Origin of the sequence: Nocardioides luteus (genome assembly GCF_000960475.2) — a bacterium.
Taxonomy (GTDB): Bacteria; Actinomycetota; Actinomycetes; order Propionibacteriales; family Nocardioidaceae; genus Nocardioides; species Nocardioides luteus_A.
Genome location: NZ_JZDQ02000012.1, coordinates 44,523 through 58,986 on the forward strand (window position 1 = coordinate 44,523; position 14,464 = coordinate 58,986).

Genomic DNA, 14,464 nt, shown 5'->3' on the forward strand with positions numbered 1-14,464 from the left:
AGGGTGGTACCCATGTCACAGCATGATGCGGTCGAGGTGATCCTCGCCAAGCGCGACGGTGGCGAGCTGAGCGACTCGCAGATCGACTGGATGATCTCGGCCTACACCCAGGGGGTGGTGGCCGAGGAGCAGATGTCGGCGCTCAACATGGCGATCCTGCTCAACGGGATGTCGCGGCGCGAGATCGCGCGCTGGACGGCGGCGATGATCGCCTCCGGTGAGCGGATGTCGTTCGACTCCCTGGACCGGCCGACCGCCGACAAGCACTCCACCGGCGGCGTGGGCGACAAGATCACGCTGCCGCTGGCGCCGCTGGTGGCGGCGTGCGGAGTGGCCGTGCCGCAGCTGTCCGGGCGCGGGCTCGGCCACACCGGCGGCACGCTTGACAAGCTCGAGTCGATCCCCGGGTGGCGGGCGTCGCTCACCAACGACGAGATGCTGGCCCAGCTCGCGTCGGTCGGCGCGGTGATCTGCGCGGCCGGTGAGGGGCTGGCCCCGGCCGACCGCAAGCTCTACGCGCTGCGCGACGTCACCGGCACCGTCGAGTCGATCCCGCTGATCGCCTCCTCGATCATGTCCAAGAAGATCGCCGAGGGCACCGGGGCACTGGTGCTCGACGTCAAGGTCGGCGCCGGGGCGTTCATGAAGACGCTCTCCTCCGCGCAGGAGCTGGCCCGCACCATGGTCGACCTCGGCACCGACGCCGGCGTCAACACGGTCGCTCTCGTGACCGACATGGCCACGCCGCTGGGTCTGACCGCGGGCAACGCGATCGAGGTCACCGAGTCCGTCGAGGTCCTCGCCGGCGGCGGTCCCGCCGACGTCGTCGAGCTCACCGTCGCGCTGGCCCGGGAGATGCTGGCCGCTGCCGGTGTGTCCGGTCCGGATCCGGCCGAGGTGCTGGCCTCCGGGAAGGCGATGGACGCCTGGCGGGCGATGATCTCGGCCCAGGGCGGCGACCCGTCGGCGCCGCTGCCGGTCGCGCGCGAGACCCACGTGGTCACCGCGCCTTCGTCGGGAGTCCTCACGCGGCTCGACGCGATGGCCGTCGGTCTCGCCGCCTGGCGCCTCGGCGCCGGCCGCGAGCGCAAGGAGGACGCCGTCCAGGCCGGGGCCGGGGTCACCTGGCACGCCCGCCCGGGCGACTCCGTCACGGCTGGTGCGCCGCTCTTCACGCTCCACACCGACACGCCCGAGCGCTTCGACCGGGCTCTGGCGGCGCTGGAGGGTGGCTATGAGATCGGGGATGGGGCTGCGTACGAGGCGACGCCGCTGATCCTCGACCGGATCAGCTGACCGGCGCACCTCTGCCGCGCGAGCTGTAACACGTCGTTCGTAGGACTACTCGCCCTATCTGAACGACCGGATAGTCGGTGTAACAGCGTGTTACACCTCGCCCGCCGGGTCCGAGCGATAACAGTTGGTCTCGCAGGCCGATGGGCGACGAGACTTCCTCCATGGAGATCGTCAAGCCACCCAAGGCCGTCGCGGGCGACAAGGTCGCCGTGCTGTCACCCTCGTTCGCCGCGCCGGGGGTGGCGCCGGCGATCCACGAGCAGGCGCTGGCGCGGCTGACCGAGGTGACCGGGCTGGTGCCGGTGGAGTACCCGACGACGCGGAAGGTCGGGGCGACGGCGCAGGAGCGCGCGGCGGACGTGAACGCGGCGTTCGCCGACCCGGAGATCCGGGCGGTGCTGGCGACGATCGGCGGCGAGGACCAGATCACCGTGATCCCGCACCTCGACGCGGACCTGGTCCGCAAGGACCCGAAGCCGTTCCTCGGCTACAGCGACAACACCAACCTGCTCAACTGGCTGTGGACCAACGGGGTCGCCGGGTTCTACGGCGGTTCGACGCAGGTCCACCTAGGCCCCGGCCCAGGGCTCGACGAGGTCCACCAGGCGTCGCTCACGGCCGCGCTGCTCACCGGCGAGCGCCTCGAGATCACCGAGCCGGGGGAGTCCGAGGACATCGGTCACGACTGGAACGACCCGCGGGCACTGACCGAGTACGGCGTGCGTGACAAGACCGAGCCGTGGACCTGGGCGGGCCCGGCCGGCACCGTGACCGGCCGCACCTGGGGCGGCTGCATCGAGGTCGTCCAGTGGGCGCTCACCGCCGGACGCTTCCCGGCCGACCCGGGGGTGCTGGCGGGCGGCGTACTCCTGCTGGAGACCTCCGAGGAACTCATCCCGGCGCGCGAGTTCGCCTGGATCACGCGTTCGCTGGGCGAGCGCGGGCTGCTCGAGGCGGTCGACGCGGTGGTGGTCGCGCGCCCGCCGACGTCTGACTTCCAGCGGCAGCCCAGCGCCGAGGAGCGAGCCGCCAAGCGCGCCGAGCAGCGGGACGCGGCGATCGAGACCGTCGCCCGCTACAACCCCGACGCGGTGGTCGTGGTCGGCCCGCCGTTCGGGCACACCCGGCCGCAGTGGATCCTGCCGTACGGCGGCGAGATGACCGTCGACGGCGCTGCGCAGCGCCTGTGGGCCGACTACTCCTGAGATCAGCCCTCGAGGAGCAGCACGACCGACTCCGCGACACAGGCCGGCTTGGCGGAGCCCTCGATCTCGATCGTGGTCTTCACCACGAGCTGCAACCCGGTCGGCAGCTCGGTGACCTCGCCGAAGGAGACGACCGGACGGATCCGCGAGCCGACCAGGACCGGGGTGGGGAAGCGGACCTTGTTGAGGCCGTAGTTGAGCTTCGCGCCCGGGGTCTCCAGCGAGTAGACGCTCACACCGAGGTAGGGGATCAGGGACAGCGTCAGGTAGCCGTGGGCGATGGTGCCACCGAACGGGCCCGTCTTCGCCCGCTCCTCGTCGACGTGGATCCACTGGTGGTCACCGGTGGCGTCGGCGAACGCGTTGACGCGCTCCTGGTCGATCTGCAGCCATTCGCCGGTGCCGATCTCGGTGCCTGCGGCGTCGGAGACTTCTTCGAGAGTGGTGAATGTACGCACCCCCGGAATCTAGCGGCATGCGGAATAATGAGCCCATGGAACCGTCCGACATGCAGATCAAGGCAGCCCCGAAGGTGCTGCTCCACGACCACCTCGACGGTGGCGTACGTCCTTCGACCCTCATCGAGCTCGCCGCCGAGGTCGGTCACGAGCTTCCCGAGGGCACCCAGGACGACCCGGTCGCGCTGGAGGAATGGTTCGTCACCAGTGCGGACTCGGGGTCGCTGGAGCGCTACCTCGACACCTTCGCGCACACGCTCGCGGTCATGCAGACGCTGCCGGCGCTGACCCGCGTGGCTCGCGAGTGCGTCGAGGATCTCGCCGAGGACGGCGTCGTCTACGCCGAGGTCCGCTGGGCACCCGAGCTCCACCTGGCCAACGGTCACGAGCCGGAGGAGGTCGTCGCCGCCGTCCAGGCCGGGTTCGACGAGGGCACGGCCGCCGTCGCCGCGACGGGGAAGAAGATCGTCGTACGCCAGCTGCTCACCGCCATGCGACAGGCAGCCCACGCCACCGAGATCGCCGACCTCGCGGTGGCCTGGCGCGACCGTGGCGTCGCCGGCTTCGACATCGCCGGACCGGAGAAGGGCTTCCCGCCGAGCCGGTTCCTGGCGGCGTTCGAGCACCTGGCCGCGGAGAACATGCGCTTCACCATCCACGCCGGCGAGGGCTTCGGGCTGCCCTCGATCTGGGAGGCGGTGCACCCGTGCGGCTGCGACCGGCTGGGCCACGGCGTACGGATCGTCGAGGACATCACGATCGAGGAGGGCGAGGCCCCGCGGCTCGGCCGGCTCGCTGCGTACGTCCGGGACCGGCGGATCCCGCTCGAGCTCTGTCCGCGGTCCAACGTGCAGACCGGGGCGGTGAAGTCGATCGCCGAGCACCCGATCGGCCTGCTCTACGACCTCGGGTTCCGGGTGACCATCAACACCGACAACCGGCTGATGTCACGCACCTCGATGTCGGCGGAGATGGCCGGCATCGTGGAGGCGTTCGGCTGGGGGCTGCCCGAGCTCCAGCGGCTGACGACCAACGCGATGAAGTCCGCGTTCATCCCCTACGACGAGCGGGTCGACCTGATCCACGAGATCAAGGACGCGTACGCCGCCCTGTGATGCGCCCGATGGCGACGTAGCCGTGCTTCGGGTAGACCGCGGCGCAGCCCTTGGCGGCTGCGTCCGCGACCACCTGCGGCTGTGCGCGCATCAGAGCCAGGCCCCGCTTGACCAGCACGAACGGTGGTTTGCGGCGCTCGCGGAGGTCGCGGGTGAGCCGCCGCCAGAAGGTCACCGTCGGCGACTGGGTGACGCAGAAGGCGGCGGCCAGCAGGCCCGCGTCGCGGCACTCGGCCACGATGTCCTGGGCGAAGATCCCCTCGGCGACGAAGAACGCATGCTCCCCGAGGGAGAGCTCCTGCCAGCCGGTGCGGCCGTCGTGGGCGATGTCGTAGACGGGTACGTCGGCGACGCCCGTCTCGCAGAGCGCCGCGATCGCCTTCACCGCGTCAGCGGGGAGCCAGGAGTCGGGGTGGTCCCAGTCGACCAGGCCCGCGTTGGGGCCCTCGGTGATCCGGGGGAGCGAAGGGTCGGAGCCGTCCTTGTAGAAGTCGTCCAGCCGGAGCACCGGCAGACCGAGCCGCTCGGCCAGACGGGACTTGCCGGCACCGGAGGGGCCGGCGAGGACGATGACCTGAGCACGCACCGGAGCATTCTCCCCGAGAGTGCGTGAAAGTCAGTAGCCGGCGCCGGAACCCGACCCCGGCGCCCCCGCCAGCAGGGCGCGAGAGCCCGAGACGCCGAGCCTGTTCGCGCCGGCGGCGATCATCTGCTCGGCCTGCTCCATGGTCCGCACCCCGCCCGAGGCCTTGACCCCGATGTCGGGACCGACGGTCTTGCGCATCAGCTCCACCGCGTGGACGGTGGCGCCGCCCGCCGGGTGGAAACCGGTCGAGGTCTTCACGAAGTCCGCGCCGGCGCGGACGGCGGCCTGGCAGGTGCCGATGATCTCGTCGTCCTCCAGCGCGGCCGACTCGATGATCACCTTCAGCACCGTCGGAGCCGGAGCCGCGGCCCGGACGGCGGCGATGTCGGCCTCCACATCGGCGTAGCGCTTCTCCTTCGCGGCGCCGATGTCGATGACCATGTCGATCTCGTCGGCGCCGGCCTCGACGGCCGCCGCGGCCTCGGCGGCCTTGACCGAGGAGATGTGCTTGCCGCTCGGGAAGCCGCACACGACGGCGAGCTTCAGCTCGGCGGGGGCGGTGACCGGCAGCATCGAGGGCGAGACACACACCGAGTAGGTGCCGAGCTCGGCGGCCTCCACGATCAACGCCTCGACGTCGGCGCGGGTCGCCTCGGGCTTGAGCAGAGTGTGGTCGATCAGCTTGGCGATCTCTGTGGAGGTAGGCACGGCCTCAGCATAGGCATCTCCGGGTGGAGGGCTGGTGGCGCGTCCTGGAAGTTCCTGAATGCTTGGCGTCGTCAGGGTGTGTGCATGGCAAGGCGGCGCCGCGAAGTCATGCCGGGCGTCTCGTGAGCGGCGCCAACGCGGCCAGGTGCGTGCCATGGCGGCGCGAAGCGCTTAGGAACTTCTGGGACGCGCCACTAGTGTTTGCGGCGTGAATGACGATCAGCCCGAGGAGTGGTTCCGCAACTCCAGCAGCACTGCCTGGGGTCTCCTCTCGGCGGGGGCCGCGGTCGCGGTCATCGTGATCGATGCCGCCACCGGCTGGCACCCCGCGACGACGGCCGGCGGCGTGCTCTTCGCGCTGGTGGCGTACGCCGCGTTCTTCCGCACCAAGGTCGGGGTGAGCGAGGGCGACTTCGTGCTCCACCACCTCTACTCCACGGTGCGCTTCCCGATGGCCGCCCTGGAGAGCGTCGCGGTCGGGCGCACCCTCGGCGCCTACGCCGGCGGCCGCACGTACGTCAGCGGTGCCGTCGGGCGTTCGATGCGCGAGGCGGTCAAGGGTTCCAAGCGCGAGCACAAGCCGCTGAGCAACCAGGCCGACTTCATCGAGGACCGGCTCAACGCGCTCGCCCAGGACGCCCGCGACCGGCGCCGGATCAAGCGGGACTCCGAGGAGCAGTTCGCCCTCGCCAAGGACGTACGCCGCACCTGGGACTGGCCGCTGATCGCGGTCACTCTCGCGGTGGCGGTCGTCTTCGTGATCCTGCTCGTGCTCTGACAACGCTGGTCGAGCCGCCGGAGACGCTCGGCGGCGGGGCGGCCTCGCAGCTCGACCAGCGGCGAAGCTACAGACCGAGGGCGGCGCGGATGTCGACCTTGAGGGCCCCGAGGGCGATCTCGGCGTCGGCACGCGCCTCGGCCAGCGCGGAGGCGTCGGCGACCGGCTGGACGACCTCGAGGTAGCACTTGATCTTGGGCTCGGTGCCGCTGGGCCGCACGATCACCCGCGACCCGCCGGCCAGCTGGTAGCGGATCCCGTCGGTGGGCGGCAGCCCCCCGATACCGGTGGTGAGGTCGTCGAGCTGCTGCACGGTGGCGCCGGCCAAGGCAGTCACCGGCCGGTCGCGGAGCCGCTGCATCGCGGCCGCGATCTGGGCCGGGTCCTCGAGCCGGATGGAGAGCTGGCTGGTGGCGTGCAGGCCGTGCTGGACGGCGAGCTCGTCGAGCAGGTCGGCCAGGTCACGGCCCTCCGCCTTCAGCGACGCCGCCAGCTCGCACAGGAGCAGCAGCGCCGAGATGCCGTCCTTGTCGCGGACGTGCTCGGGGTCGACGCAGTAGCCCAGCGCCTCCTCGTAGCCGAAGGCGAGCCCGGGGGCGCGCGAGATCCACTTGAAGCCGGTGAGCGTCTCGGCGTAGGCCTGCCCGGCCGCCGCGGCGATCTTGCCGAGCAGCGAGGAGGAGACGATCGAGGCGGCGTACGTCCCGGTCACGCCCTTGCGGATCAGGTGGGTCGCCAGCAGGGCACCCACCTCGTCCCCGCTGAGCATCCGCCACTTGCGCCCGACAGGGATGGCCGCGGCGCAGCGGTCGGCGTCGGGGTCGTTGGCGATGACCAGGTCGGCGCCCTTCTTGCCGGCGAGCGCCATCGCCCGGTCCATCGCCCCGGGCTCCTCGGGGTTGGGGAAGGCGACGGTCGGGAAGTCGGGGTCGGGCCGCTCCTGCTCCTTGACCACGAGCGGCTCGGGGAAGCCGGCGAACTTCATCGCCAGCTGCACGAGGTCGCCGCCGACGCCGTGCAGCGGCGTGTAGACCGTCCGGAGGTCGCGAGGACCGCCTTCGGCGAGCAGACCGACGACCGTGTCGAGGTAGCTGTCGACCAGGTCCTCGCTGATCGTGTGGCCGCCCGGGCCCAGCGGCACCGAGCCCACCTTGTCGATCGCCGCGATCCGCTTCGCGATCTCGATGTCGGCCGGCGGCACGATCTGGGAGCCGTCGCCGAGGTAGACCTTGTAGCCGTTGTCCTGGGGCGGGTTGTGGCTGGCCGTGACCATCACGCCCGCGCTCGCGTTCAGGGCCTTGACGGCGTAGGCCAGCACCGGGGTCGGCAGCGAGCGCGGCATCACCAGCGCCCGCAGCCCGGCTCCGGTCATCACCTGGGCTGTGTCCTGGGCGAAGACGTCGGAGTTGTGCCGGGCGTCGTAGCCGATCACCACCGGCCCCTGCGCGCCGGTGGCGAGCAGGTAGCGGGACAGCCCTGCGGCGGCCTTGATCACGACCACCCGGTTCATCCGGTTCGGCCCGGCCCCGAGCGCGCCCCGCAGCCCGGCGGTGCCGAACTGCAGGGTGCCCGAGAACCTGTCGGCCAGCTCGGCGGCGGCAGCCGGGTCGGTGGAGGTGAGGAGGTTCTCGAGCTCCGCCCGGGTCTGCGCGTCGGGGTCGTCGGCGAGCCATTCCCGGGCCTGGACGACAAGCGCGGAGTGATCGGTGGGGACCATGGACCAGACCCTAGGTCATCGGGTGCCCGGAGGCTCAGATCTTGGGCAACAGGTCGCCGAGAAGTGCGCCCATCCGGGTGGCGGCGCTGCGGCCGGCCTCGAGCACCTCGGCGTGGTCGAGCGGCTGGTCGGAGATGCCGGCGGCCAGGTTGGTGACCAGGGAGATCCCGAGGATCTCCATGCCGGCCTCGCGGGCCGCGATCGCCTCGAGGGTGGTCGACATGCCGACCAGGTCGCCACCGATGATGCCGGCCATCTTCACCTCGGCCGGGGTCTCGTAGTGGGGTCCGGGGAACTGGACGTACACGCCCTCGTCGAGCGAGGAGTCCACCTCCTTGGCGAGACCCCGCAGACGCGCGGAGTAGAGGTCGGTGAGGTCGACGAAGTTGGCGCCGACCAGCGGAGACGCCGCAGTCAGGTTGATGTGGTCGCGGATCAGCACCGGGGTGCCCGGCGACCAGGACGGGTTGAGCCCGCCGCAGCCGTTGGTGAGCACCATCGTCGAGCAACCGGCCGCGGCCGCGGTGCGGACCGGGTGCACGACCGCGTCGACGCCCTTGCCCTCGTAGAAGTGGGTGCGGCTGAGGAAGACCAGCAGGTTGCGACCGCTCGCCGAGCGGATCGAGCGGATCTTGCCGCTGTGACCGACGACCGCGGCGGCGCTGAAGCCGGGCAGGTCGGTGGTGTCGATCTCGGTGTAGTCCTCGCCGAGCGCCTCGGCGGCGGGCAGCCAGCCCGAGCCCAGCACCAGCGCGATGTCGTGCGTCCGTACGCCGGTCTTCTCCGCGAGCGCGGCGGCGGCTTCCTTGGCGAGTTCGTAAGGCGTGGTCACTCGCCGAGTTTAGACCCGGTCAGTCGTTGGACCGGCACGGCCGCGTACGCAGCGCATGCAAGTAGTCGTCCGGCGCCCCGGCCGCCTCGGCGGCATCGGCGAGCGCGCCCAGGTGGCGAGCGTCCGGGATGCCACCCTCGTACGTGTCGAGCACGTAGGTCTCGCAGAGCAGCTCGCCGGCGAGCGCGGAGATCCGCACCTTGGTCTTGAAGTAGAGGCCGATGTCGGCCAGCTCCCACTTCTCCAGGGCCTCCATGTCCTGGTCGACGACGTCGTAGACCGCGACGAAGACCTGCTCGAACGGGTCCGGGACGATCGTGGTCGTCGGACCGTCGCCGAGCACGTTGTCCTCGCCCCCGAAGGTCAGCCGCCAGCCGTCCAGCCATCCGGTGGTGTGCAACGGAGAGTGCGGGCACCGCTCACTCATCAGCGCCGGGTCGAGATTGACGCCATAGGCCGCATAGAGAGTCACGGGTCACGAGGTTACCGCCCAGTCCTCACCCGCTTGGGATCTATCTGTTATTGGCGGTCTACCCTTGGATGCGTGACCCACTTTGATGTTCTCGTCCTCGGCGCTGGCCCCGGTGGCTACGTCGCCGCCATCCGTGCCGCTCAGCTCGGCAAGTCCGTCGCCGTCGTCGAAGACAAGTACTGGGGCGGTGTCTGCCTCAACGTCGGGTGCATCCCGTCCAAGGCGCTGCTGCGCAACGCCGAGATCGCGCACATCATCACCCACGAGAAGAAGACCTTCGGTATCTCGGGTGACGCGACCATGGACTTCGGCGCGACGTGGAAGCGCAGCCGCGGCGTCGCGGACGCCAGCGCCAAGGGCGTGCACTACCTGATGAAGAAGAACAAGATCACCGAGGTCGACGGCTGGGGCACCCTCACCGGGCCGAAGTCGATCGCCGTCAAGGGCAAGGACGGCGCCTCGACCGACTACACCTTCGACAACCTCATCATCGGCACCGGCGCGACCGTCCGCTCGGTCCCCGGCGTCGTGCCCAACGGGCAGAACATCGTGACCTACGAGGAGCAGATCCTCACCGAGCAGCTGCCGAGCTCGATCATCATCGGTGGGTCGGGCGCGATCGGCGTCGAGTTCGCCTACGTGCTGAAGAACTTCGGTGTGGAGGTCACGATCGTGGAGTTCCTCGACCGGATGGTGCCGACCGAGGACGCCGACGTGTCCAAGGAGTTGCTGCGCCAGTACAAGAAGCTCGGCGTCAACGTGCTGCTCTCGACCGCGGTCAAGGGCGCCGAGGACACCGGCTCGGGCGTGAAGGTCACCGTGGCTCCGGCCGCCGGTGGCGAGGAGCAGGTGCTCGAGGCCGACAAGTTCCTGGCGGCCTTCGGGTTCGCCCCGCGGGTGGAGGGCTTCGGCCTGGAGAACACCGGCGTCGCTCTCACCGACCGCGGCGCGATCGCGGTCGACGCGCGTGGCCGCACCAACGTCGAGGGCGTCTACGCCATCGGTGACTGCACCGGCAAGCTGATGCTCGCTCACACCGCCGAGGCGATGGGTGTCGTCGCCGCGGAGACCATCGCCGACGCGGAGACCATGGAGATCAACTTCGACATGATCCCGCGCGCGACGTTCTGCCAGCCGCAGATCGCCTCGTTCGGCTACTCCGAGGCCCAGGCCAAGGAGAAGGGCTACGACGTGAAGACCTCGTCCTTCCCGTTCTCCGCCAACGGCAAGGCCCGCGGCATGGCCGAGGGTGTCGGCTTCGTGAAGATTGTCGCCGACGCCGAGCACAACGAGATCCTCGGCGCCCACATGATCGGCCCCGAGGTGACCGAGCTGCTGCCGGCGCTGACGCTGGCCCAGCAGTGGGATCTCACCGCCGACGAGGTCGCCCGCAACGTCTTCGCCCACCCGACGCTGTCGGAGGCGATGAAGGAAGCCATCGAGGGCATCGCAGGTCACATGATCAACCTCTGATCGATCGGACGTACGAGGCCCGGATCCGCGATCGCGGATCCGGGCCTCGTCGCGTCTGCTGGTGTCGCTAGACCCCGGGCGTGACCGGGCCGATCTCGATCCCGAGCAGGCCCCACGCCCGGCGGGCGGTGGCCTCGCGTGCCTCGGGCGTCGGTCCGAGCACTGCGCCGGAGACCATCGCGACGGCGAGCATGACGTCGTCGGTGCCGTGGGTCTCCGTCGGGAGTCCGTCGATGGCGGTGCGTACCCGATCGGCCAGCTGTTGCGAGCTCTCCTCGCCGCCGATCCGGACGATGCTGACGAAGGCGGTAGAGCGGATCATCTGCCAGGTGATCACGCCGAGCACCTCGGCCAGCGTGGCATCTGGACGGGCTGCGACCTGCTCGATGTCGCGGATGTTCTCCTCCAGCACCGCCGTGGCCAGGGTGAGCCGATCGGGGAAGTGCCGGTAGAGGGTGCCCTGGCCGACGCCGGCGCGCTTGGCGACCGCGGACATCGGGGCGTCGAGGCCCTGCTCGGCGAGCACCTCGCGAGCGGCGGCGACCAGCAGGTCGCGGTTGCGGACCGCGTCGCTGCGGATCCGGTTCGCGGGGCTCGTCATCCCAGCAGCGTAATGGTCGGTGGATCTTTTTCGGGCCGTGGCTCATTGCGGACAGAAACTGACCTGAAGGACTCCTAGCGTTGTCGGTGTCAGAGGGACACACGACCAAGGAGCTGAACGATGACCGCCGCCACCACCACCCTGAGCCGCGAGCGCACCGACCTGCTGGAGACGCTGGCCAAGCACCGCGGGTTCCTGCGCTTCGCCGTCCGCAACCTGACCGACGAGCAGGCGCGGCTCACCCCGACCGCCTCCGCGCTCAGCCTCGGTGGCCTGATCAAGCACGTCGCCGCGTGCGAGCGCGGCTGGGCAGACTTCATCGTTCGCGGAGCGGTGGCGCAGGAGCTCACCCCGGAGAGGTACGCCCAGTTCGCCGCGGACTTCGTGCTCGCCGAGGACGAGACGCTGGAGGGTGTCCTCGAGGCGTACGAGGTCGTGGCCGCCGCCACCGACGAGCTGATCCGGACCGTCGACCTCGACGCGGACCACGCGCTTCCTGAGGCCCCGTGGTTCGAGGCCGGCGCCCGCTGGTCCAACCGCCGCGTACTCGCCCACATCCTGGCCGAGACCGCCCAGCACGCCGGCCACGCCGACATCATCCGGGAGACCATCGACGGTCAGAAGACGATGGGCTGACTCTGCCCTTCGGGGCGCGTGGAAGAATGCGGCCCATGGCGCGGGTGACGATCATTGGTGGAGGTCCAGGCGGGTACGAGGCGGCGCTGGTCGCGCAGCAGCTCGGGGCGGAGGTCACGGTCGTCGACCGTGACGGCCTCGGCGGCAGCGCGGTGCTCACCGACTGCGTGCCGAGCAAGACTCTGATCGCCACCTCCGAGCTGATGTCGGACATGACGCTCGCCCGCGACCTGGGCATCAACTTCCGCGACCACCAGGGCGACCCGGCCACCGAGCTCTACGCCGACCTGGGTCTGGTCAACAAGCGGGTCAAGTCGCTCGCGCTCGCGCAGTCGAGCGACATCGAGAGCCGGCTGACCCGCCGCGGGATCCGGATCGTCAAGGGCACCGGCCGCATCGACGCCGACAAGCGCCAGGTGATCGCGACCCTGGCCCAGGACGGCAGCGAGGAGGCCATCGAGAACGATGCCGTCCTGATCTCCACGGGCGCCCGGCCCCGGGTGCTGCCCACCGCCCAGCCCGACGGCGAGCGGATCCTGACCTGGGAGCAGGTCTACGACCTCGACGACCTGCCCTCGCACATGATCGTCGTGGGCTCCGGTGTCACGGGTGTCGAGTTCGCCAACGCCTACCTCAACCTCGGCGCGCAGGTCACCCTGGTCTCCTCGCGCGATCGCGTTCTCCCCGGTGAGGACGCGGATGCGGCGACGGTCCTCCAGGACGTGCTCGAGCGGCAGGGGATGAACATCCTCAGCAAGTCGCGGATGGAGTCGGTGACCCGGAGTGGTGACGTGGTGACGGTGAGGCTCACCGACGGCCGCGAGGTCACCGGCAGCCACTGCATCCTCGCGCTCGGCTCGATCCCCAACACCGAGGGCCTCGGCCTGGAGGAGGCCGGCATCGAGCTCGACGAGGGCGGGTTCATCCGGACCGACAAGGTGTCGCGTACGTCCGCCTACGGCGTCTACGCCGCCGGTGACTGCACCGGTGGCTTCATGCTCGCCTCGACCGCCGCCATGGCCGGCCGGATCGCGATGCGCCACTTCCTCGGCGACGCGGTCATCCCGATGGACCTCAAGGAGGTCGCGGCCAACGTGTTCACCTCTCCCGAGATCGCGACGGTGGGCTACTCGCAGGCCCAGGTCGACTCCGGCGAGGTCGTCGCCGACACCCTGCGCCTCGATCTCAAGGGCAACCCGCGGGCGAAGATGCAGGGCATCTCCGACGGCTTCGTGAAGCTCATCTCCCGCCCCGGCACCGGTGTCGTCATCGGCGGCGTCGTCGTCGGCCCCCGCGCCTCCGAGCTGATCCACCCGATCACCCTCGCGGTCTCCACCGGGCTGACCGTCGACCAGATCGCCAACACCTTCACCGTCTACCCGTCGATCTCCGGCTCCACCGCCGAGGCCGCCCGCCGCCTCCACCACGTCGAGTAGTCGCTCCCGTCGGCCGAGACGGCAGTTGCGTCGGCCGAGAGTGCAGTTGTGGGCGACGAAACTCCTGTTTCGTCGCTCACAACTGCGGATTCGGCGGGAGATACGCCGACCCAAAAACGGTGTGCGGGCGGGTTCGCGGCCTCGCTAACCTGACCGCCATGGGTAACTGCTGCATGACGATGATCGTTCGGATCCGCCGCCGCTGACGGCGCGGATCCCACCGAAGCACTCGTCGCATTCGCGCCGCCACCTGGCACCCTGCCGGGCGGCTCTCGAGTGCTACCCGCATGCCGCCCGGCTCCTTCTGTCTCGAGGAGCATCCATGTCCGACGTACGCCCTGGCCGGCACGAGCTCGGCCAGAACTTTCTCACCGACCGGTCGACGGTCGACCGCATCGTCCATCTCGTCTCGCAGCGGCACGGTCCGCTGGTCGAGTGGGGCACGGGCAACGGTGCCGTCACGCTGGCGCTGGCCGAGCTGGGCCGTCCGTTGCAGGGGGTCGAGATCGACCCGCGCCGCGCGGCCGACCTGCGCCGGCGGATCGGCCCGCACGTGTGCATCGCCGAGGGCGACATCCTGCGGCACGCGCCGCCGCAGGACGCGGTCGTCGTCTCCAACGTCCCGTTCCACCTGACCACACCGATCCTGAGGCACCTGCTCGCCTCGACGACGTGGCGCCATGCCGTACTCCTCACCCAGTGGGAGGTCGCCCGCAAGCGCGCGGGCGTCGGCGGCACCACCCAGCTCACCGCGCAGTGGTGGCCGTGGTTCACCTTCACGCTCGACCGGCGCGTCCCGGCGACCGCCTTCCGCCCCCGGCCCAGCGTCGACGGCGGGCTGCTGCTCGTCGACCGGCGCCGGGAGCCGCTGCTTCCCGAGTCCCGGCGCCGCGCCTTCCAGTCGTGGGTGGCGAGGGTCTTCAGCAGTCGCGGCCGAGGTGTCGCCGACATCCTGCGCCGCAACGGCGTCCCCGGTGCGCTCGCCGACCGGATCGCGCGGCGCCGCCGGCGCTCCTCGGCTCCCGTGCTGCCGCGGGATCTGCGTGCGGAGGACTGGGTCGAGGCGTACGCCGCCCGTCCCTGACCCGCCGAGGCGTCACATACGTCGGCCGAGATGGCACCAAGGTGCCGTCTCGGCCGACGCGGCTGAC

The 14,464-nt window shown here is 70.6% G+C and carries 15 protein-coding genes; 8 read left to right on the forward strand and 7 right to left on the reverse strand.

Translation table 11 applies throughout. The features are described from left to right. Positions 1 to 12: 12 nt before the first annotated feature. Positions 13 to 1,296 (forward strand): thymidine phosphorylase, encoded by a 1,284-nt coding sequence (locus tag UG56_RS10135; protein ID WP_045548580.1) that lies wholly within the window; start codon positions 13 to 15, stop codon positions 1,294 to 1,296. Positions 1,297 to 1,457: 161 nt separating this feature from the next. Next, positions 1,458 to 2,501, forward strand: a complete 1,044-nt coding sequence (locus UG56_RS10140) for a S66 family peptidase (RefSeq protein ID WP_045548579.1) — start codon at positions 1,458 to 1,460, stop codon at positions 2,499 to 2,501. 2 nt (positions 2,502 to 2,503) lie between these two features. On the opposite strand, the gene UG56_RS10145 is transcribed toward UG56_RS10140, so the two are convergent. Further along, positions 2,504 to 2,959 carry a MaoC family dehydratase gene (locus UG56_RS10145; protein ID WP_045548578.1) on the reverse strand — a complete coding sequence of 152 codons (456 nt, stop codon included), beginning with the start codon at positions 2,957 to 2,959 and terminating at the stop codon, positions 2,504 to 2,506. Positions 2,960 to 2,994: 35 nt separating this feature from the next. On the opposite strand from UG56_RS10145, the gene UG56_RS10150 reads away from it, so the two are divergent. Continuing rightward, a complete protein-coding gene (locus tag UG56_RS10150) occupies positions 2,995 to 4,074 on the forward strand; it encodes an adenosine deaminase (protein WP_045548577.1) in 1,080 nt (359 codons plus the stop codon). Here UG56_RS10150 and UG56_RS10155 read toward each other — a convergent pair. Together UG56_RS10155 and deoC are read right to left on the reverse strand one after the other, a co-directional pair. After that, positions 4,049 to 4,660 (reverse strand): ATP-binding protein, encoded by a 612-nt coding sequence (locus UG56_RS10155; protein WP_045548576.1) that lies wholly within the window; start codon positions 4,658 to 4,660, stop codon positions 4,049 to 4,051. The genes UG56_RS10150 and UG56_RS10155 overlap by 26 nt on opposite strands. A 30-nt stretch (positions 4,661 to 4,690) precedes the next feature. Continuing rightward, positions 4,691 to 5,368: a deoxyribose-phosphate aldolase gene (gene deoC, locus UG56_RS10160; protein WP_045548575.1), complete on the reverse strand. Its 678-nt coding sequence runs from the start codon at positions 5,366 to 5,368 to the stop codon at positions 4,691 to 4,693. A gap of 208 nt (positions 5,369 to 5,576) precedes the next feature. Between deoC and UG56_RS10165 the strand changes: the two genes are divergently transcribed. Beyond that, positions 5,577 to 6,146 carry a hypothetical protein gene (locus UG56_RS10165; RefSeq protein WP_045548574.1) on the forward strand — a complete coding sequence of 190 codons (570 nt, stop codon included), beginning with the start codon at positions 5,577 to 5,579 and terminating at the stop codon, positions 6,144 to 6,146. A 67-nt stretch (positions 6,147 to 6,213) separates the two neighbouring features. Here the strand turns inward: UG56_RS10165 and UG56_RS10170 are convergent, their stop codons facing one another. Genes UG56_RS10170 through UG56_RS10180 form a run of 3 tightly spaced genes read right to left on the reverse strand, consistent with a single transcriptional unit; the run spans position 6,214 to position 9,167 of the window. Further along, positions 6,214 to 7,863, reverse strand: a complete 1,650-nt coding sequence (locus UG56_RS10170) for a phospho-sugar mutase (RefSeq protein WP_045548573.1) — start codon at positions 7,861 to 7,863, stop codon at positions 6,214 to 6,216. A 34-nt stretch (positions 7,864 to 7,897) separates the two neighbouring features. After that, positions 7,898 to 8,695 (reverse strand): purine-nucleoside phosphorylase, encoded by a 798-nt coding sequence (locus UG56_RS10175; RefSeq protein ID WP_045548572.1) that lies wholly within the window; start codon positions 8,693 to 8,695, stop codon positions 7,898 to 7,900. Positions 8,696 to 8,714: 19 nt separating this feature from the next. After that, positions 8,715 to 9,167, reverse strand: coding sequence for a gamma-glutamylcyclotransferase family protein (locus UG56_RS10180; RefSeq protein ID WP_071327006.1), 453 nt, complete (start codon positions 9,165 to 9,167; stop codon positions 8,715 to 8,717). A 72-nt stretch (positions 9,168 to 9,239) separates the two neighbouring features. Here UG56_RS10180 and lpdA point away from each other — a divergent pair, with 72 nt between their 5' ends. Then, on the forward strand, positions 9,240 to 10,640 hold the full coding sequence (gene lpdA, locus UG56_RS10185; protein WP_045548571.1) for a dihydrolipoyl dehydrogenase: 1,401 nt from the start codon (positions 9,240 to 9,242) through the stop codon (positions 10,638 to 10,640). A 67-nt stretch (positions 10,641 to 10,707) separates the two neighbouring features. On the opposite strand, the gene UG56_RS10190 is transcribed toward lpdA, so the two are convergent. Further along, positions 10,708 to 11,241, reverse strand: coding sequence for a TetR/AcrR family transcriptional regulator (locus tag UG56_RS10190; protein WP_045548570.1), 534 nt, complete (start codon positions 11,239 to 11,241; stop codon positions 10,708 to 10,710). A 120-nt stretch (positions 11,242 to 11,361) separates the two neighbouring features. Here UG56_RS10190 and UG56_RS10195 point away from each other — a divergent pair, with 120 nt between their 5' ends. From UG56_RS10195 to erm, 3 genes are all read left to right on the forward strand, one after another. Further along, positions 11,362 to 11,877: a DinB family protein gene (locus UG56_RS10195; protein ID WP_045548569.1), complete on the forward strand. Its 516-nt coding sequence runs from the start codon at positions 11,362 to 11,364 to the stop codon at positions 11,875 to 11,877. A gap of 35 nt (positions 11,878 to 11,912) precedes the next feature. Further along, a complete protein-coding gene (locus tag UG56_RS10200) occupies positions 11,913 to 13,313 on the forward strand; it encodes an NAD(P)H-quinone dehydrogenase (RefSeq protein WP_218145185.1) in 1,401 nt (466 codons plus the stop codon). 322 nt (positions 13,314 to 13,635) lie between these two features. After that, complete coding sequence (erm, locus tag UG56_RS10205; protein WP_071327007.1) at positions 13,636 to 14,397, forward strand: 23S ribosomal RNA methyltransferase Erm; 762 nt, start codon at positions 13,636 to 13,638, stop codon at positions 14,395 to 14,397. Positions 14,398 to 14,464: the final 67 nt, after the last annotated feature.